Source organism: Pseudomonas sp. KBS0710 (assembly GCF_005938045.2).
Lineage (GTDB): Bacteria > Pseudomonadota > Gammaproteobacteria > Pseudomonadales > Pseudomonadaceae > Aquipseudomonas.
This window is the reverse complement of sequence record NZ_VCCF02000001.1, coordinates 3,228,121-3,245,607: the sequence shown is the minus strand read 5'-3', so window position 1 is coordinate 3,245,607 and position 17,487 is coordinate 3,228,121. Positions and strand designations below refer to the sequence as shown.

General features: G+C 61.2%; 15 protein-coding genes. 5 read left to right on the top strand and 10 right to left on the bottom strand.

From position 1 onward, the window contains the following. The first annotated feature begins 115 nt into the window (after positions 1 to 115). From FFI16_RS14435 to FFI16_RS14425, 3 genes are all read left to right on the top strand, one after another. The gene (locus tag FFI16_RS14435) at positions 116 to 1,525 is read left to right on the top strand and encodes an OprD family outer membrane porin (RefSeq protein WP_138815729.1); all 1,410 of its coding nucleotides are present in this window, start codon (positions 116 to 118) and stop codon (positions 1,523 to 1,525) included. 133 nt (positions 1,526 to 1,658) lie between these two features. Continuing rightward, the gene (locus tag FFI16_RS14430) at positions 1,659 to 4,295 is read left to right on the top strand and encodes a glucosidase (protein ID WP_138815730.1); all 2,637 of its coding nucleotides are present in this window, start codon (positions 1,659 to 1,661) and stop codon (positions 4,293 to 4,295) included. A gap of 212 nt (positions 4,296 to 4,507) precedes the next feature. After that, the gene (locus FFI16_RS14425; protein WP_099489582.1) at positions 4,508 to 5,101 is read left to right on the top strand and encodes a hypothetical protein; all 594 of its coding nucleotides are present in this window, start codon (positions 4,508 to 4,510) and stop codon (positions 5,099 to 5,101) included. Positions 5,102 to 5,164: 63 nt separating this feature from the next. Here FFI16_RS14425 and FFI16_RS14420 read toward each other — a convergent pair whose 3' ends face one another. Then, the gene (locus FFI16_RS14420; protein WP_071493079.1) at positions 5,165 to 5,479 is read right to left on the bottom strand and encodes an SCP2 sterol-binding domain-containing protein; all 315 of its coding nucleotides are present in this window, start codon (positions 5,477 to 5,479) and stop codon (positions 5,165 to 5,167) included. 56 nt (positions 5,480 to 5,535) lie between these two features. Then, on the bottom strand, positions 5,536 to 6,246 hold the full coding sequence (locus FFI16_RS14415) for a histidine phosphatase family protein (RefSeq protein WP_138815731.1): 711 nt from the start codon (positions 6,244 to 6,246) through the stop codon (positions 5,536 to 5,538). 192 nt (positions 6,247 to 6,438) lie between these two features. Between FFI16_RS14415 and sohB the strand changes: the two genes are divergently transcribed. Further along, a complete protein-coding gene (sohB, locus tag FFI16_RS14410; protein ID WP_138815732.1) occupies positions 6,439 to 7,464 on the top strand; it encodes a protease SohB in 1,026 nt (341 codons plus the stop codon). Positions 7,465 to 7,578: 114 nt separating this feature from the next. On the opposite strand, the gene FFI16_RS14405 is transcribed toward sohB, so the two are convergent. After that, a complete protein-coding gene (locus tag FFI16_RS14405; protein WP_138815733.1) occupies positions 7,579 to 9,093 on the bottom strand; it encodes an MFS transporter in 1,515 nt (504 codons plus the stop codon). Positions 9,094 to 9,241: 148 nt separating this feature from the next. Between FFI16_RS14405 and FFI16_RS14400 the strand changes: the two genes are divergently transcribed. Continuing rightward, positions 9,242 to 10,144, top strand: a complete 903-nt coding sequence (locus FFI16_RS14400; RefSeq protein ID WP_138815734.1) for a LysR family transcriptional regulator — start codon at positions 9,242 to 9,244, stop codon at positions 10,142 to 10,144. Here the strand turns inward: FFI16_RS14400 and dhaL are convergent. The 7 genes from dhaL to FFI16_RS14365 form a co-directional block, all read right to left on the bottom strand. Then, positions 10,101 to 10,748 carry a dihydroxyacetone kinase subunit DhaL gene (gene dhaL / locus FFI16_RS14395; protein WP_138815735.1) on the bottom strand — a complete coding sequence of 216 codons (648 nt, stop codon included), beginning with the start codon at positions 10,746 to 10,748 and terminating at the stop codon, positions 10,101 to 10,103. The two genes, FFI16_RS14400 and dhaL, sit on opposite strands and share 44 nt — an antisense overlap. A gap of 3 nt (positions 10,749 to 10,751) precedes the next feature. Then, positions 10,752 to 11,753, bottom strand: a complete 1,002-nt coding sequence (locus FFI16_RS14390) for a dihydroxyacetone kinase subunit DhaK (RefSeq protein ID WP_138815736.1) — start codon at positions 11,751 to 11,753, stop codon at positions 10,752 to 10,754. A 153-nt stretch (positions 11,754 to 11,906) separates the two neighbouring features. Continuing rightward, a complete protein-coding gene (locus FFI16_RS14385) occupies positions 11,907 to 13,022 on the bottom strand; it encodes an alcohol dehydrogenase catalytic domain-containing protein (protein ID WP_138815737.1) in 1,116 nt (371 codons plus the stop codon). A gap of 26 nt (positions 13,023 to 13,048) precedes the next feature. After that, the gene (locus FFI16_RS14380) at positions 13,049 to 13,804 is read right to left on the bottom strand and encodes an SDR family oxidoreductase (RefSeq protein WP_138815738.1); all 756 of its coding nucleotides are present in this window, start codon (positions 13,802 to 13,804) and stop codon (positions 13,049 to 13,051) included. A gap of 152 nt (positions 13,805 to 13,956) precedes the next feature. After that, positions 13,957 to 14,964: a substrate-binding domain-containing protein gene (locus FFI16_RS14375; protein ID WP_138815739.1), complete on the bottom strand. Its 1,008-nt coding sequence runs from the start codon at positions 14,962 to 14,964 to the stop codon at positions 13,957 to 13,959. Between the two features lie 34 nt (positions 14,965 to 14,998). Continuing rightward, positions 14,999 to 15,976 carry an ABC transporter permease gene (locus FFI16_RS14370; protein WP_138815740.1) on the bottom strand — a complete coding sequence of 326 codons (978 nt, stop codon included), beginning with the start codon at positions 15,974 to 15,976 and terminating at the stop codon, positions 14,999 to 15,001. Next, entirely contained in the window at positions 15,973 to 17,460 is a 1,488-nt protein-coding gene (locus tag FFI16_RS14365; protein ID WP_138815741.1) for a sugar ABC transporter ATP-binding protein, read from the bottom strand. Before FFI16_RS14365 ends, FFI16_RS14370 begins: the two co-directional genes overlap by 4 nt. Between the last annotated feature and the right edge of the window lie 27 nt (positions 17,461 to 17,487).

Genomic DNA, 17,487 nt, shown 5'->3' with positions numbered 1-17,487 from the left:
AACTAATTCTTCACGAGGCGCGCCCCGGTCCTCATGAAACAATCGTTACGTTTGTAGGGATGAAAACGCCGTTTGCACACAACGCACATAAAAAAATGTTTAGGGGCCGTTACACATGAAAATTTCTACACTGGCGTTATCCATCACCGCAGCGTTGCTCGCGCAACAAGCGTGCGCTGATGACTTCGGGCTCGGTTCGCTGGGCACGGGCACGGGGCACAGCGGTTTTCTTGAAGACAGCCATGCGGCTGTCAGCTCGCGGACCATGTACTACAGCGCGGACAACCGTTCGGGCACCAGCAACGATCTGCGCGAAGCCGCGACCTTGCTGCGTTTTGACTACAAATCCGGCTACACCCAAGGCACCCTTGGCGTCGGTTTTGACGTGATGGCGTTCGGCGCCTTGCGTCTGGACGGTGGCGACGGCCACGCCGCAGGCCCGGGCCTGGCGGGTAACGGCAACAGCTTTTTCCCGACCAAAAACAACGGCACTGAACCCGCCGACAGTTTCGGCCGCGCTGCGGGTAACGTGAAGTTCCGCATTTCCCAGACCGAGTTGCACGTCGGCGGCGGTTTGGCCCCGGTGTTGCCTATCCTGGTCTCCAACGACAGCCGTGTGGCGCCGCAGACCTTTGACGGCGGCATCCTGACCTCCAACGACATCCCCAACGTGACCTTCACCGGTGGTGAACTCAACCGTGCCGAAGGCCGTGCTTCCAGCAACTCCACAGGCTTGAGCGTTGCCGGCGGTACCCGCGACAGCGACAGCTTCAAGTTCGGCGGCGTGGACTACAAACCGTTTGGCTCCTCTGACAACGCCATCGCTAAAAACCTGACGTTGCAGTACTACTACGCCGACCTGCAAGACTTCTACAAACAGAACTACTTCGGCCTGGTTCACGTGCTGCCATTGGGCAACGACCAGTCGTTCAAGACTGACCTGCGCTACTTCGACAGCACCAGCGACGGTCGCAACGGCGAAGCCGGCTATCAGTTCAATAACAACGGCGGCTACGCCAAGCATGCCGGCGAAGTGGACAACAAAACCTACAGCGCCGCGTTCACCTACCAATTGGGCGGCAGCAGCCTGATGCTCGGTCACATCGGTGTGAGCGATGACGGCGGCTTCGTCTGGGTCAACCAGGGCAGCATCGCTGATCCAAACGCACAAGGCGCGGGCGGCAGCGACTTCTACCTGTTCACCGATGCCGTGGTTGGCCAGTTCTCCCGTGCGGGCGAGCAGGTCAATTTTGGCCAGTATTCCTATGACTTCAAGGCTTTTGTACCTGGCTTGAAAGCTTCCGTGGCGTACCTGGACGGCACGGGCATCAAGTCCAAAGTAGCCGGCGGCTCCGATCAGAAAGAAAACGAAACCGACTTCCGCCTCGACTACGTCGTGCAGCAAGGCCCGCTCAAAGGTTTTGGCACCACCTTCCGTACCGGTACCTACAAAGGGCACAACACCGGTACTGCGGACCAGGACCAAACGCGCCTGATCTTCAACTACACCTACGCGATCTTCTAAGCTCGCGCCGCCACAAACGGAGGCCGCCTAAACAGCGGCCTCTTTTTTTTGCGCGCGCAAACACGACTTCATGTGCATCCGCGCACGGATGGGTTTTACACTGCCCCTCACTGTGTCAGTGATGGAGGACCCAATGACGGCCACGCCCGCAACCAACATCCTTGCAACTATTGAAGGCCAGCGCCTGGCCGCCCTAGACGCCGAGGGTTGGCGCGAGTGGGGCCCGTATTTAAGTGAGCGCCAATGGGGCACGGTGCGCGAAGACTACAGCGCCGACGGCGATGCCTGGGCCTACTTCCCCCACGAACACGCCCGCAGCCGCGCCTACCGTTGGGGCGAGGACGGCCTGGCGGGTTTCAGTGACAAGGCGCAACGCTGGTGCCTGGGCCTGGCGCTGTGGAACGAGCGTGACAGTATCCTCAAGGAGCGCCTGTTCGGCCTCAATAACGCCGAGGGCAACCACGGAGAAGACGTCAAGGAGCTGTACTTTTTTGTCGACGGCGTGCCCAGCCATGCCTATATGCGCATGCTCTACAAATACCCGCACGCGCCTTTTCCCTATGCCGACCTGATCGCCGAAAACGCCCGCCGTGGGCTTGAGGATGCCGAGTACGAAGTGCTCGACACCGGCGTATTCGAAGACAACCGCTACTGTGATGTAACGGTCGAATACGCCAAGCATCAGCCCGACGATATTTTCATGCGCGTCACTGTGCACAACCGCGCGGACCAGCCGACGCGTGTGCAGGTGCTGCCCCAACTGTGGGCGCGTAATGACTGGAGCTGGACCTTTGACGCGCCCAAGCCGCAGTTGCGCCTGGACGGTGAGCGGGTGCTGGCCCGGCACCATGAGCTGTCCGACCGCCATCTCAGTGCCTGGGGCCAGGACGGCCTGGAGTGGCTGTTCTGCGAAAACGAAAGCAACTTCCCCAAGCTCGATGGGCAACCGGCGCCGGGGCCGTTCAAGGATGGCATCAACGACTATGTGGTGGGTGGCGCAGACTCGGCAATCCGCCGGGACGTGGGCACCAAGGTGGCCGCGCGTTTTATCCTCGAACTGGCGGGCCAGGAGAGCAAAACCCTCTACCTGCGCTTTGCGCCGGTGGACGCGCCAGAGGTCAATGCACGCAAACTGTTCGAACTGCGCCGCCAAGAGGCCGACGACTTCTACGCCGCCCTGCAGCAAGGCATTGCCGATGATGACGCGCGCAATGTGCAGCGTCAGGCCCTGGCCGGGCTGCTGTGGTCCAAGCAGCTCTACTACTTTGATGTAAACCAGTGGCTCGACGGCGACCCGGCACAACCCGCACCGCCGCCCGAGCGCTTGCACATCCGTAATACCCATTGGCGGCACTTGTCCAACTTCGACATTTTGTCCATGCCCGACACCTGGGAGTACCCGTGGTACGCCTCCTGGGACCAGGGCTTCCAGGCCGTGGCGATGGCGCTAATTGATCCGGGGTATGCCAAGCAACAGTTGTTGTTGCTGGTCAAAGACCGCTTTATGCACCCCAATGGCCAACTGCCGGCGTATGAATGGCGTTTCGACGACGCCAACCCGCCGGTACACGCCTGGGCCAGTTGGCGCGTGTATCAGCAGGAAAAGGCGTTGACCGGCGTGGGCGACATGGATTTCCTCGAGCGGATCTTCCACAAGCTGCTGCTGAATTTTTCCTGGTGGGTCAACCGCAAGGACGCCGAGGGCCGCAACCTGTTCCAGGGCGGCTTCCTGGGCCTGGACAACATCGCCTTGTTCGACCGCTCCGCCACTTTGCCGCCCGGCTACCAGCTGGATCAGGCCGACGGCACTGCGTGGGTCGCGGCCTATGCCCTGGATTTGATGCGCATCGGCCTGGAACTGGCCAAGCGCAATGTTGTGTACGTGGATATCGCGGTGAAGTTTTTCGAGCACTTCCTCTACATCGCCGGCGCGATCAACCGTGTTGACGACAGCGCCGAAGGCTTGTGGGATGAGCAGGACCAGTTCTTCTACGATGTGTTGCACCGCCCGGACGGCCAGAACGAGCCGGTGCGCCTGCGCTCCATCGTCGGCCTGATGCCGTTGTTTGCTGTGTTGGTGCTGGAGCAACGCGAGCACGAAGGGCTGCAAGGCTTGCGTGAGCGACTGCTGGGTTTCATGAAGCACCGGCCGGATTTGGCCAAGCTGGTGTCGCGCTGGAACGAACCGGGGCAGGGCAACCGCCTGTTGCTCGCCTTGCTACGGGGCGAGCGCACCAAGGACCTGCTGCGGCGCATGCTCGATGATCAGGAGTTTTTGTCGACGTTTGGCGTGCGCTCGTTATCCAAGGCTTTCGCCGAGCAGCCACTGGCCCTGAAGATGAACGGCGACACCCTGTGTGCGCGCTACCAGCCCGGCGAGTCCGACTCACGTTTGTACGGCGGCAACTCCAATTGGCGCGGGCCGCTGTGGATGCCGGTGAACTACATGCTGATCGAATCGTTGCGCGAGTTTCACCGCTACTACGCGGACAATTTCTCGGTTGAGTACCCGACGGGCAGTGGTTATCTGGCGTCCCTTGAAGAAGTGGCCGACAGCCTCAGCCAACGTCTCACGCGCTTGTTTTTACGTGATGAAAATGGCCTGCGCCCATCAATGGCAGGCTATGCGCAATTGGAAGCAGACCCGGCCAGTCGCGATCTGGTGTTGTTCCATGAGTATTTCCACGGCGAAACCGGGCGCGGGCTGGGGGCATCGCATCAGACAGGGTGGAGTGCGTTGGTGGCGTTGCTATTGCAGCCGAAAATCTAAGCTGCACCACTGACTCGCTTTTCTGTGGGAGCTGGCTTGCCTGCGATGGCGGTGTATCAGCCACACACGGGTGGGCTGACCCACCGCCATCGCAGGCAAGCCAGCTCCCACATTGAAACGACATCGCTTGCGAACTGGCCGGCAAAAAATTCCCGCCACCAAAAGGTCTGAATCAGGTAAATTCGCCGCCCCTCCAGACAAGGATGTAGACGATGGCGAATGTTATCGCGCGAGTTGGCAGTGCAGGCCTATTGTGGGCATTGCTGATCACCTTCGGTGTGTCCATCACGTCACTGTATTCCCGAGAAAGCGCCGCGGCCCCGCTGATGATGCATTGCCGCGAATGCGAGAAAGGTGACGACACCTTCGATGCAACAAAATGGTTCAGCAGCGGCATGTACCGCCTTGAAACGGATATTGTCCCCAACCCGATGCGGTCGATGACTCGCACGCATCCGGTGGTCTTCAAAGCCAAGGACAATGACCAACTGGTCGAGGCCGCGCTGCGTGGAATCAGCGATGTGCTCCCATCCTTCGATTCCCGCACGTTTGAAGCACAGTGGCCCGTGTTAACCAGGCGTGTACGTTACAGCTACAGCTTTTTTATGGCGCCCGATGAACCCCGGGACCTCTATGACATGTACTTGCAAGTGGGCAAATACAAGCTGGTGATCGTGGTTGGGCTTGACGTCAATACCGGTGAAATCACCGCCGAGTATGAAGGGCGTGTGATTCGTGAAAACGATGGTAATGACCCTGCGTACATGGACACGTTCGAAGAAATGGATAATGCCAATACCCGCTGACCGGGAAGCAGGCTGAACGAAAAATCCCGCCGAAAGGCGGGATTTTTTTTGAGCGCGGCCTTATCAGGACGGGAACAGCTCGCTCAGTTTCATGGCCAGCATCATGTCGCCTTCGGTGCGCAGCTTGCCGCCCATGAAGGCCTGCATGCCGTCGGTCTCGCCGCTGACGATGCCTTTCATGGTTTCGGCGTCCATCACCAGAGTGACTTGGGCGTCAGGGTTTTCGCCTTCCAGCAGTTCGCAGGTGTTGTTTTTCACCACCAGCGAGAAGTTCTGGGTGTCGTCGATACGGAAACCGAACACCAGGTCCAGGCCGTCGGCGGCGGCTGGGTTGAATTTGGCTTTCATTGCTTCTACAGCTTTGGCTACGTCAGTCATGGTTTCGATCCTTTAAGGTAGAGTCCAGTGACCTTGGGGTCACGGTTGGCCGCAGTTCACCGGAACGTGATGAGCTGCGGCGCCTTCAACAGTTGCAAGTGGGTATGACTGTTGAAGGAAGCCAGTGCCACCTCGCGACCACGGAATTTAAGCTGGTTGAGCGAGGTGTTAACAATTTGCCAGTTCAGTTCGAAGGCCTGCGCGGCAGGCATTCGGGTAATCAGGTGGAGCAGTGCGGTAATGGTGCCGCCGGAAGTAAACACGGCGATCTTGTCGGTGTTTTCGGCGGCTTCCAGGATGCGTTGCAGGCCACCCTGCACACGCTCCACGAAACCCAGCCAGCTTTCCAGCCCGGGCGGATCGTAAGTGCCGGCCAGCCAGCGTTCGATGATCAGGGCGAAAATGCGCTGGAACTCGCTGCGGTTTTGCGCAGCGTTGCGCAGGATATCCACGGCGTGGGGCTCGGTGGTCAGCAGGTCGGGGAGCAGGGCGCGGATGATCGCTTCGCCGTCGAACTCGTTGAAGGCCGGGTCGATTTCCAGCGTTGGGGCTGGCAGGCCGAGGGTGCGGTATTGATCGAATGCGGCGGTGGCGGTGTGTTGCTGGCGACGCAGGTCGCCAGACAGGCAGCGGTCAAACGTGAGGCCCAGGTCGGCCAGGTGGCGACCGAGGACTTGCGCTTGCTCCACGCCGACGGGCGACAGGACGTCATAGTCGTCTGCACCGAAGGAGGCCTGGCCATGTCGAATCAGATAGATGCTGCCCACGTCCGTTTTCCCGGTACGTTGAAAGTCTGGCGAGGTTATGAGGATGCCTGCGAGCTGTCAATGAAAAAACATACGCTTGTTTTAAAAGCGCGTTAGAGGCCGACTGCTGGCGGTTTGAGCACTGGTCCGAAGGCGGTGCCGTCGGTATGCTGGGGCCATCCGCGCCTGGCGCCGTGCTTTTTGAGGAGACATATGGATTTTTTGGCTGAATACGCGAGCTTTCTAGCGAAGACCGTCACCCTGGTGGTCGCTATTCTGGTGGTACTGATCAGTTTCGCCGCGCTGCGCAGCAAGGGGCGGCGCAAATCCGCCGGCCAATTGCAGGTCAGCAAGCTCAATGACTTCTACAAAGGCCTGCGTGAGCGCCTCGAATCGAGCCTGCTCGACAAGGACCAGCTCAAGGCCCTGCGCAAATCCGAGAGCAAAACCGAAAAGAAGAACAGCAAAAAGAAACCCGAGGCCAAGCCACGGGTATTTGTGCTGGATTTTGACGGCGACATCAAGGCCTCGGCCACCGAGAGCCTGCGCCATGAAATCACCGCGCTGCTGAGCCTGGCCACGCCCAAGGATGAAGTGGTGCTGCGCCTGGAAAGCGGCGGCGGCATGGTGCACAGCTATGGCCTGGCCTCATCGCAGCTGGCGCGTATCCGTCAGGCCGGCGTGCCGTTGACCGTGTGCATCGACAAAGTTGCGGCCAGCGGCGGCTACATGATGGCGTGCATCGGCGAGAAGATTATCAGCGCACCGTTTGCCATCCTCGGCTCCATCGGCGTGGTGGCGCAGTTGCCCAACGTCAACCGCCTGCTGAAAAAGCACGACATCGACTTTGAAGTGCTGACCGCCGGTGAGTACAAACGCACCCTCACCGTGTTTGGCGAAAACACCGAGAAGGGCCGGGAGAAGTTCCAGGAAGACCTGGACATCACCCATCAGTTGTTCAAGAACTTCGTCTCGCGCTATCGCCCGCAGCTGGCAATCGATGATGTCGCGACCGGAGAAGTGTGGCTGGGTGTTGCAGCGCTCGACAAACAGTTGGTCGATGAACTGCAAACCAGCGACGAATACCTGGCCACCAAGGCCAAGACCGCCGACGTGTTCCACCTGCACTACGCCGAGCGTAAAAGCCTGCAGGAACGCGTGGGCCTGGCGGCCAGCGGTTCGGTGGACCGCGTGTTGCTGACCTGGTGGAGCCGGTTGACCCAGCAGCGGTTCTGGTAACTATAGGCTGTAGGCGATCCCAGTGTGGGAGCGGGCTTGCTCGCGAATGCGGTGGTTCAGTTGATACACGTGGTGACTGACACACTGCTTTTGCGAGCACGCCCGCTCCCACATTTAGTTTTGCGCCAGGGCGGGAATCGGCTTTCGCATCAGCGTCCCCACCACCAATGCCCCCAGTAACCCCAACAACCCCGCCGCCCACAACACCCCGCTGAACCCACCCACAAACGCCTGCCGCGCCAACGGTTGCACCAGCACTCGCGCCGGTTCCGGCAGCAAGCCCATCGCCGCCGGCATATCCCCGGCCACTACTCGCGACGCAATCCCCGCCACCTGGGCCTGCCATTGCGGGTCGATACTCGTGCTCAGCAACTGCTCGCTATGGCTGGTGAGCAACGCCCCATACACGCCAATGGCCAACATAATCGCGCTGAAACGCATGGTGGTGCTCATGCCCGACGCCATGCCCGCACGGTCACGTGGCACGCAGGCCATGATGTTTTTCTGCGTGTCGCCATTGAGCAGGCCCGCACCGGCGCCGGTCACGGCAATCGCCAGCGCGAAGGGCAGATAACCGCCCACATTCACCGCCCAGGCGCTTAACAGGTTGCCGCAGCCCACCAGGGTCAAGCCGGTTGCCATCATCGTTGCAGGCGCAAAACGCCCGGCCAGTCGTGCACCAATGCGTGGGCAAATCAGCATGGTCAAGGCAAACGGCAACATGCCCAGGCCCGACGCTATGGCAGAAAAACCCAGGCCGTTCTGCAGGTAAAACGGCAGTAACGTCATCATCACCTGGGCACAGCCGGCGTAGGCAAACATTCCCAGCAGCGCGCCGATAAAACGCGGGTGCCGGAACAGTTGCAAGTCGACCATGGGCCGTTGTTGCAGACGTTCGACCAGTATAAACACCCCCAGCAACACTGCGCCGCCGATCAGGCGTGCGTAGGTCAGCGGGCTGTCCCAGCCGATGCGATTGGCCTCGATCAAGCCCCAGATCAGGCACAGCAAGCTGGCACTGAAGGCCAGGCTGCCCCAGGGGTCCAGGCGCGCAGATTGAGTGTCGCGCGATTCGGGGATCGCCCGCAGCACCAGCGCCATCAACCCCAGGCCCACGGGCAGGTTGAGGTAGAAGATCCAGCGCCAGCCCAGGTACTGGGTGATCACGCCGCCCAGGGTGGGCGCGGCGGTCATCGCCACGCCCATGCACGCGCCCCAGAATGCCCAGGCTTTGGCACGCTCGATTTCATCGTGAAAGGTGTGGCCGATGGACGCCAGGGCAGAGGTCAGCAGCAAGGCTGCGCCGACGCCTTTGACGGCGCGGGCAAGGTCCAGCAACAACGCATTCGGTGCAGCGCCACAGCCCAGCGAGGCGAGGATGAAAATGCTCAAGCCCCAGATCAGCGATCGCTTGCGACCAAAGCGGTCGGCGATGCTGCCGGCGGGCAGTAACAGGGCGGCGAACGCCAGCATATAGGCGCTGACCACCCACTCGATATCGGCGAAATTCGCACCCAGGTCGCGCGCGATACTCGGCAGGGTGACGGCGACGATATTGGTGTCGAGCACAATCAGCGAGCAGACACCCGAGGCGGTCAGCAGGGTGAGGCGCGGGCTGACCTGGCTCATGGCTTGATTGCCTTACAGGTAATGTGGGAAAGACCATTAGTGTGCATCGCAGGCGCCTCAATGTGGGTGTACGCTGAGCTTATCCCTGGCTAAGGCTCGTTTTATTAGCTGGGAACCGACACTTCATTACCTTTGAGCTAATGCCTGAATGGAAATCCGCCATTTCCGCTACTTTCTCGCCGTCGCCCGGCAGCGCAATTTCACCCGCGCCGCTGAGCAACTGGGCATCGCGCCGCCGACCTTGAGCCGACAGATCCAGGACATGGAAGCCACCCTGGGCACGCGCCTGTTTATCCGTCAGCAACGTGAGGTCAGTCTCACCGAAGCCGGCGCCGCGTTGCTGATCGAAGCCGAAGCCACCGTGCGCCAGTTCGAGTTCGCCCAACGCAACGCCCAGCGCGCCGGGCGCGGGGAAATCGGGCATATCGAATTGGGCTATGTGGCGTCGGCGGTGTATTCGGGGTTGCTGCAAAAACAGATGCAGGCGTTCGGCCAGGCGTTTCCCGATGTGAGCGTGAATGTGCGCGAATGCGCAATGGCGACGTTACCCAGTGCGGTAGCCGACGGGCGTTATGACATTGGCTATATCCGCTCGCCCATGACCTTGCCTGACAGTGTGGAGGCGGTGCGCCTGGACAGCGAAGGCTTTGTGTTGGCGCTGCCTCAGGACTCCTGGCTGCTGGGTCTTAAGGTCATCGGCTGCGAACACCTGCAAAACGAGACGTTTATATTGCCCGAACAAATCAGCGGCACTTTGCATGTTGCGGCACAGGGTGGTTTCGCACCGAGCCTGGGGCCGCAGCCGGGCGGCCTGGTCGCGGTGGTGGCGTTGGTGTCGTTAGGGCAGGGCGTGGCGGTGGTGCCGGCGTCGATGGTCGGGCACGTGAATTTGCCAGGCGTGGTGTACCGCACGATCCATCAGGGCGCGAATGAGGCCTCTTCGTGGCTGTCGCTGATTCACCGGCGCTTTGAAAAAGCGCCGGCGGTTGCACGGTATATCCAGCAGGTCAAGCAGTCAGCCGCGGCTGCACGGAATCGGCCAGGCGCGTAAGAATCAGGCAGCACGACACCGCCCCCGCATCCAGTACCCCCAGCGAGCGCTCGCCCAGGCGGCTGGCGCGACCGATTTTGGCGATCAGGTCTTTGGTCGAATCACGCCCCTGTGACGCCGCAGTTTTCATCGCCTCCAGCGCATCACTAAAGGACGCGCCACTGGCCTGCGCACGCTCAAAGGCTTCAACCGCCGGGATCAGCGTGTCCATCAGGCACTTGTCGCCCACGCCCGCTTCGGTGATGTCTTGCAACGAGGTCAGGCCGCCGCGCAGCAGGTGGGCAAAGGTTGCCGCGTCGATGTTCTCGCTGCTGCGCACCTCATCGGCCATGCCGATAAACAGGCTGCCATACAGCGGCCCCATGGAGCCGCCGATGCCTTCCATCAGGCTCAGGGTCAGTTCATCCAGGGCTTCGGCCAGGGTCAACTGGCGACCTTCGAGGCTGCGCCCGCAATGGGCAAAGCCCTTGGCCATATTGATGCCGTGGTCGCCGTCGCCAATGGCGCCGTCAATTTCACTGAGGTACTCGCGGTTGGCCACGATCACGCTGACCAGGTCAGCGACAATGGCGCTGCCGTCGCGGGTGGAAAAATGCTGGCTCATGGTTCACTCCGCCTGGGTCATGCCGATGGAACGGCAGGGTTGGTCGATCAGGGTTTTTAGCTCAGCGTCTAGGCCGAGCAGGGTCAGGGTCACGCCCATCATTTCCAGGGAGGTGAAGTAGTTGCCGACGTAGCAACGGTGAATCTTCAAGCCCTTGGCCTTGAGTTGGCTTTCGACCTCGGCGTAGAACACATACAACTCCATGACCGGCGTGGCCCCCAGGCCCGAGACCAGCACCACCACACTGTCATCCTGGCTGAAATCGCGGTCGGCCAGGATCGGCGCGAGCATGCGCTCGGCCATGGCGGCAGCCGGTTCAATGGCGATCACTTCAATGCCCGGTTCGCCGTGATGGCCGATGCCCAGTTCCATCTGGCCGTCGGGAATCTGGAAGTTCGGCTTGCCCACAGCGGCGATGGTGCAGGGCGTGAGGCCGATGCCGATGGAGCGGCAGTTATCCACGGTTTTCTGTGCGACGCGAATCACGCCATCCAGATCGTAATGCTGGGCGGCCGCAGCGCCGCCGATCTTCCACATGAATATTTCGCCGGCCACGCCACGGCGCTTGGCAATATCGGCCTTGGGCGCGGAAGCCACGTCGTCATTGGCGACCACGGTGCGGATGCGCATGTCTTTGCTGGCGGCCATTTTCATAGCCAGCTTCACGTTCATGTTGTCACCGGCGTAGTTGCCGTACAGGCAGGCCACGCCCGCACCATGGTCGGCGGCGCGGAAGGCGTCGAAAAAGCTCTTGGCGGTGGGCGAGGAGAAAATCTCGCCGACGGCCACGGCGTCCACCAGGCCCGGGCCGACGTAGCCGAGAAAGGCCGGTTCATGGCCGGAGCCGCCGCCGGTGACAATGCCGACGCGGCCGGCTGCCGATGGCTTGGCCTTGGTGATGACCCTTGGGTTGGTTTCGTATTGGCGCAGCTCGGGGTGCGCGACCAGGATGCCGCGCAGCATGTCCTCGACCACGTGGTCCGGATCGTTGATCACTCGATTCATAACGCGGGTTCCTGTTCTTGTTCTTGAAGGGCAACAACAATTCCCTGTGGGAGCGGGCTTGCTCGCGAAAGCGGTGGTTCAGTTGATACATGTGTTGACTGACACGCCGTCTTCGCGAGCAAGCCCGCTCCCACATTTGGGTATGTAGTGTTCTTAAGGTTCGAGGACTACTTTGAGCGACTTGTCCCCACGCTCCATCACCGCAAATGCTTCCTTGAAGTCCGCCAACGCAAACTTGTGGGTCACCACGTCGCGCATGTCGATCTTGCGGTTGCCGATAAAATCGATGGCGCGCGGGTACATGTAGGGTCCCAGGTGTGAACCCAAAATATCCAGTTCCTTGCGGTCGCCGATGATCGACCAATCTACCGTGGCCTCGTCATTAAACACGCTGAATTCGACGAAACGCCCCAGCTTGCGCAGCATCGCCAGGCCCTGGTTCACCGCCTTGTGGTGCCCGGTGGCTTCGATATAAATGTCGCAACCATAACCGTCGGTGATTTCGCGAATTTTGGCCATCACGTCGACTGCGGCCGGGTTCCACACCTCGTCGGCACCCATGCGCAGGGCGAGGGCGGCGCGTTCGGGTTTCATGTCCAGCACGATGAGTTTTTTCGGGTTGCGCAGGCGTACCGCACCGATAATGCCCAGGCCCAAAGTACCGGCGCCGGCGACCACCACTACGTCGTCATGGTCGACATTCGCGCGTTCGGCCGCGTGCAGCGAGCAGGCCAGCGGCTCGATCAGAATGGCTTCATCCGGGGCGATGGATTCCGGCACTTTGTGGATGATGCCTTCCTTGGTGAAGATCATGTACTGGGCCATGGCGCCCTGCACATTGTTCTGGAAGCCATAGAGGTCGTGCTTCTGGCACATCCAGTACTGGCCGTGGTTGCAGAAACGGCAGCCCCAGCACGGCACGATCTGTTCGGAGATCACTCGGTCGCCGACCGCCACACCGCGTTTTTCTGCACCTGGGCCGAGGGCGACCACACGGCAGACGAACTCATGCCCGGGAATCATCGGCGGCTTCACATAGCGCGGTTGCTCGGCATCACCCCAGAACGACGGCGCGCCGCGATAGGTCTTGATGTCACCCATGCAGATGCCGCACAGCTCGACTTTGGTGAGGATCTCGTCCGGCCCGGGTGTGGGCACATCTACGGTTTCCAGGCGATAGTCTTCTGGCCCGTGGCAGACCACGGCCTGCATGGTTTTCGGGATGGCCGGGGACAATTGTTCAGGTGTGCGTTCGGTGACGGTGGACATGACTAAACCTCACGACAAAAAATGAATTACTGAATGCTGTAGCCGCCATCGATCACCATGTTGGCGCCGGTGATCATCTGCGCGGCGTCGCTGAGCAGGTACAGCGCCAGCCCGGCGATTTCTTGCGGCTGGGCAAAGCGGCCCGCCGGGATCTGCAATTTGGCCTTCTCACCCGCTTCACCGGCCCAGGCTTTTTTGCCCAGGGCGGTCTCGACGATGGTCGGGGAGATGGCGTTGACGTTGATCTGTGGCGCCCATTCCATGGCGAGCACTTTGGTCATGCCGACGATGGCGGCCTTGCTCGCGCAGTAGGCGACGTGACGGTCCAGGCCAATCACGGCGGCCTGGGAGGCCAGGTTGACGATGCGCCCGCTGCCCTGCGCCAACATGTGTCTGGCGCAAGCCTGGGCCACGAAGAAGCTGGCCTTGAGGTTGATGTCCAGGGTGGTGTCCCAGGCGCTTTCGCTAACGTCGATGGCCTTGTCCAGCAACACCACGCCGGCGCTGTTGATCAGGTAATCCAGGCGTTGGAAATGTTCGAATACGCTGTCGATGGTGTGGTGTATCTGGCCGATCTGGCCGAGGTCGACGGCAATGCCCAGGTGCCCGTCGCCCAGGCTGGCCGCGACGTGCACCACCGCCGGGTCGCGGTCGAGCAGGGCTACGCGGGCGCCGCGCTCCACCAGCAGGTGGGCGCAGGCCAGGCCAATGCCGGCGGCGCCGCCGGTGATCACCGCGCAACGGCCGGTGAGGTCGAAGGCTTGGTTCCAGAATCCAGACATGAATGATTCCCTCTGAAGAGCGATGAAGATCCAATGTGGGAGCGGGCTTGCTCGCGAATACGGTGTGTCAGGTGGCATATCAGTTGGCTGATCCACCGCCTTCGCGAGCAAGCCCGCTCCCACATTTGGAATGCATTGACAGGTCGAGACCGTTATTTACTGCCGCTGACCTGCTGGTACAGCGCATCGGCATTCGCGTTAGTGACGGGCACCCACGGCAGGATGTAGTTCTTGGCGGTGCCATCGCCCCATTTCACGTCTTTGCCGTAGCGCTCCCAGATCACCGACTGCGGCTTGTAGTCCTTGCCTGCCAGGGCACGCAATGCCACATCCAGCGCGCCTTGGGATTGAGCCTGGGCGTCTTGCAGGAAGGTGGTGACTTCGTCTTTTTTCGCCGCCTGGATCGCGTCCGGCATGCCGTCGATAGAGGTGACCGGCACGTCCTTGGAGGTCAACCCGTGGGACTTCAACGCCTGCACGGCACCGAGGGCCATGTCGTCGTTTTGCGCGATCACGCCGTTGATGCCTTTGGGGTGCGCGTTCAGCCAGTCTTCGGTAAGGGTCAGGGCCTGGGCGCGGTCCCAGTTGGCGGTCTTTTTCTCGATGATCTTGATGTCCGGGTGCTTGCTCAGCACTTCCAGTTCGCCTTTTTCCCGGTCGATTTGCGCCGACTGGCCAATCGGGCCCTGGATGATCACCACATTGCCTTTGCCATTGAGCTTGTCGACCATGGCCTGGGCCTGCAGGCGGCCGCCCTCTACGTCGTCGTTGCCCACATAAGGCACGGAGGCATCGGCTACTTTCGTATTGGAGGCGATGACCACTACGTCGTTGCTCATGGCGGCTTTCACTGTGCCGACACCCGCCTTGGTGTCGATCGGTACGAACAGGATGGCGTCGTAGTGCTGGGTCACCATGTTTTCGATCTGGTTGTTTTGGGTCAGGGCGTCGTAGTTGCCGTCGAACACGGTCAGTTGCACGGTGCCGTCCTTGACTGCCGGGTGTTCCTTGAGCTCACGGACCCAGTTCTGCATGAACTGGCCCTTGAGGCCGTAGACGGCCGCGCCGATCTTGTAGGTCTTGCCGTCGGCGGCAAAGGCAATGCTGCTGGCGAGCAGGGTGAGGGTCGCCGCGGCGGCCAAAGTGGTACCAAGTTTCATGAGTAGAACTCCGGTTATTGTTGTGGGTCGTTCTCTAGCGTTTTTTCTTGCGCCACACGTCGATCAGTACTGCGAACACGATGATCAGGCCCTTGGCGACCTGCTGGTAATAGGAGGACACGCCGAGCAGGTTCAGCCCGTTGTTGATCACGCCGATCAGCAGCGCACCAAACAATGTGCCGACAATGCTGCCGGTGCCGCCCGACAGGCTGGTGCCGCCGATCACCACGGCGGCAATCGCGTCCAGCTCATAGGAAACCCCGGCCTGGGGCAGGGCAGAGGTGGTGCGTGCCGACAGCACTACGCCGGCCAGCCCGGCGAGCAAACCCGAGACCACGTACACCGAAAACATCACCTTGCGCACGCCGATACCCGAGGTGCGTGCGCTCTTTTCATTGCCGCCCACCGCGTACACGTAGCGGCCGTATGTGGTGTAGCGCAGCACCATCCAGAAGATCAGCGCGACCACCGCGAAGATCACGATGGGCACGCCGATCGGGCCGATCTTGCCGATGCCCAGCGCCAGATAGGCGTCGGGCAGGTCGGTGATCGGGCTGCCGTCGTTGAGGATGAAGGTCATGCCGCGCGCGATACTGAGCATGCCCAGGGTGGCCACGAATGGCGGGATCGACAGGTTGGCGACCATAAAGCCGTTGACCACGCCGAGCATTGCACCGGCAAACATCCCCGCACTCACCGCTGCGAGCAAGCCATAGCCCTGGGTCGCGACCATGGCGCTGCACAGCCCGGCAAAGGCCAGGATCGAGCCCACCGACAGGTCGATGCCTTTGGTGAGGATCACGTAGGTCATGCCCACGGCGAGGATGCCGTTGATCGAGGTCTGACGCAGGATGTCCATCCAGTTGCGCCAGGTCATGAAGTATTCGCTGGAAAACGCCATCACCACGCACAGCAGGATAAACACCAGCGGCAGGCCGAAGCGGTCGAGGGACACACGCAGGCGATTGCGCGGTGCGGTGGTCATGGGCGGTGCGATGGTTTTGGCATTCATGAGGCAAGACTCAACAAGGCTTCCTGGGAAAGGGCGGTGTCGGTGCTGATGGTCACCAGTCGGCCGCCCTTGAATACGGCGATGCGATCACTTAAATGCAGCAGCTCCGGGGCTTCGGACGACACCACAATGGCAGCGCCACCGGCGCGCACGAACTGGTCGAGCAGGTGGTAGATCTCCTGCTTGGCGCCTTCATCGATGCCACGGGTCGGCTCGTCGCAGAGCAGGCACACCGGCTCGGTCGACAGGCATTTGGCGAGCACGACTTTCTGCTGGTTGCCGCCGCTCATGGACGCCACCGGCAATTCCAGGGAACTGGTCTTGATCTGCAGGCGCTTGACCATGGTTTCGGCCAATTGGGTTTCCTTGCGCGCATTGATCAGCGACCAACTCGACAGGCGCTTGTAAGCCGACAGCGCAATGTTGGACAGAATGCTGCCGGTGAGCACCAGGCCGCTGTCTTTACGGTCTTCGGTGACCAGCGACATGCCGGCGTTGATCGTGGCTTTGGGCAGGCCGATGGGCATGGGCTTGCCTTGCAGGGTCACGCTGCCGGAGTCCGCGACGGTCAGTCCATAGATGCAATTGAGAAACTCGCTGCGCCCCGAGCCCATCAGCCCATAGATGCCGAGGATTTCGCCCTGGCGCAGTTGCAGGCTGATGTCGTGGAACTCGCCATTGCGGCTCAGGTTGTCGACTTGCAGGCAGGTGGTGGCGGCGCATTCACGGCCGACCTTATGGTCGATGCGTGTCAGCTCCTGGCCGACAATCCCGCGCACCAAATGGTTGCGGTCGATATCGGCCATGCGCCCGCTTTCCACAAAGGCGCCGTCGCGGAAGATGCTGTACTCGTCGGCGATCTGCGCCAGCTCGCTCAAGCGGTGCGATACGTAGACGATGCCGGCGCCTCTTGCAGTGAGGCGGCGGATGGCCTTGAACAGGGTTTCCGCTTCGCGCTCGCCGATCGCCGAAGTCGGCTCGTCCATGATCATCACCTGGCAGTCATGGCTGAACGCCTTGGCGATTTCCACCAGTTGAATCTGCGCCACGCTCAGGCGGTGCATGGGGCTGGTGGCGTCGACCTCGAATTCCAGGCTTTCGAGCAGCTCGCGGGTGCGGCGGTTGAGGGTCTTGCTGTCGACGATGCAGCCGGCGCGGCGCGGTTCGCGGCCCAGCCAGATATTTTCGGCGACGGTCATATAAGGGATGGGTTCCAGCTCTTGGGTGATCATCGCGATCCCCGCCGCCAGCGCTTCACTTGGGCGGTTGAACTGGACGGGCGTGCCGTTGAGCAGGATGGTTCCGGCGTCACGCTGGGTGATGCCCATCAGGATGCTCAGGAACGTCGACTTGCCGGCGCCATTGCCGCCGCACAGCGCATGCACGCTGCCGGCCCGCAGAGAAAGGCGCCCGTCACGCAGGGCAGGCACCCCGGCGTAAGCCTTGGCGACGTGTTCAGCCTGGAGCAGTAATGGCGTGGCCATCGGCGTGTCCTCGTGCTGTGAATTCTT

Excerpts from the sequence above, each read along its gene's own strand:
- FFI16_RS14435 (WP_138815729.1), top strand. The coding sequence starts at position 116 with ATGAAAATTTCTACACTGGCGTTATCCATCACCGCAGCGTTGCTCGCG.
- FFI16_RS14430 (WP_138815730.1), top strand. The coding sequence starts at position 1,659 with ATGACGGCCACGCCCGCAACCAACATCCTTGCAACTATTGAAGGCCAG.
- FFI16_RS14425 (WP_099489582.1), top strand. The coding sequence starts at position 4,508 with ATGGCGAATGTTATCGCGCGAGTTGGCAGTGCAGGCCTATTGTGGGCA.
- FFI16_RS14420 (WP_071493079.1), bottom strand. The coding sequence starts at position 5,479 with ATGACTGACGTAGCCAAAGCTGTAGAAGCAATGAAAGCCAAATTCAAC.
- sohB (WP_138815732.1), top strand. The coding sequence starts at position 6,439 with ATGGATTTTTTGGCTGAATACGCGAGCTTTCTAGCGAAGACCGTCACC.
- FFI16_RS14405 (WP_138815733.1), bottom strand. The coding sequence starts at position 9,093 with ATGAGCCAGGTCAGCCCGCGCCTCACCCTGCTGACCGCCTCGGGTGTC.
- FFI16_RS14400 (WP_138815734.1), top strand. The coding sequence starts at position 9,242 with ATGGAAATCCGCCATTTCCGCTACTTTCTCGCCGTCGCCCGGCAGCGC.
- dhaL (WP_138815735.1), bottom strand. The coding sequence starts at position 10,748 with ATGAGCCAGCATTTTTCCACCCGCGACGGCAGCGCCATTGTCGCTGAC.
- FFI16_RS14390 (WP_138815736.1), bottom strand. The coding sequence starts at position 11,753 with ATGAATCGAGTGATCAACGATCCGGACCACGTGGTCGAGGACATGCTG.
- FFI16_RS14385 (WP_138815737.1), bottom strand. The coding sequence starts at position 13,022 with ATGTCCACCGTCACCGAACGCACACCTGAACAATTGTCCCCGGCCATC.
- FFI16_RS14380 (WP_138815738.1), bottom strand. The coding sequence starts at position 13,804 with ATGTCTGGATTCTGGAACCAAGCCTTCGACCTCACCGGCCGTTGCGCG.
- FFI16_RS14375 (WP_138815739.1), bottom strand. The coding sequence starts at position 14,964 with ATGAAACTTGGTACCACTTTGGCCGCCGCGGCGACCCTCACCCTGCTC.
- FFI16_RS14370 (WP_138815740.1), bottom strand. The coding sequence starts at position 15,976 with ATGAATGCCAAAACCATCGCACCGCCCATGACCACCGCACCGCGCAAT.
- FFI16_RS14365 (WP_138815741.1), bottom strand. The coding sequence starts at position 17,460 with ATGGCCACGCCATTACTGCTCCAGGCTGAACACGTCGCCAAGGCTTAC.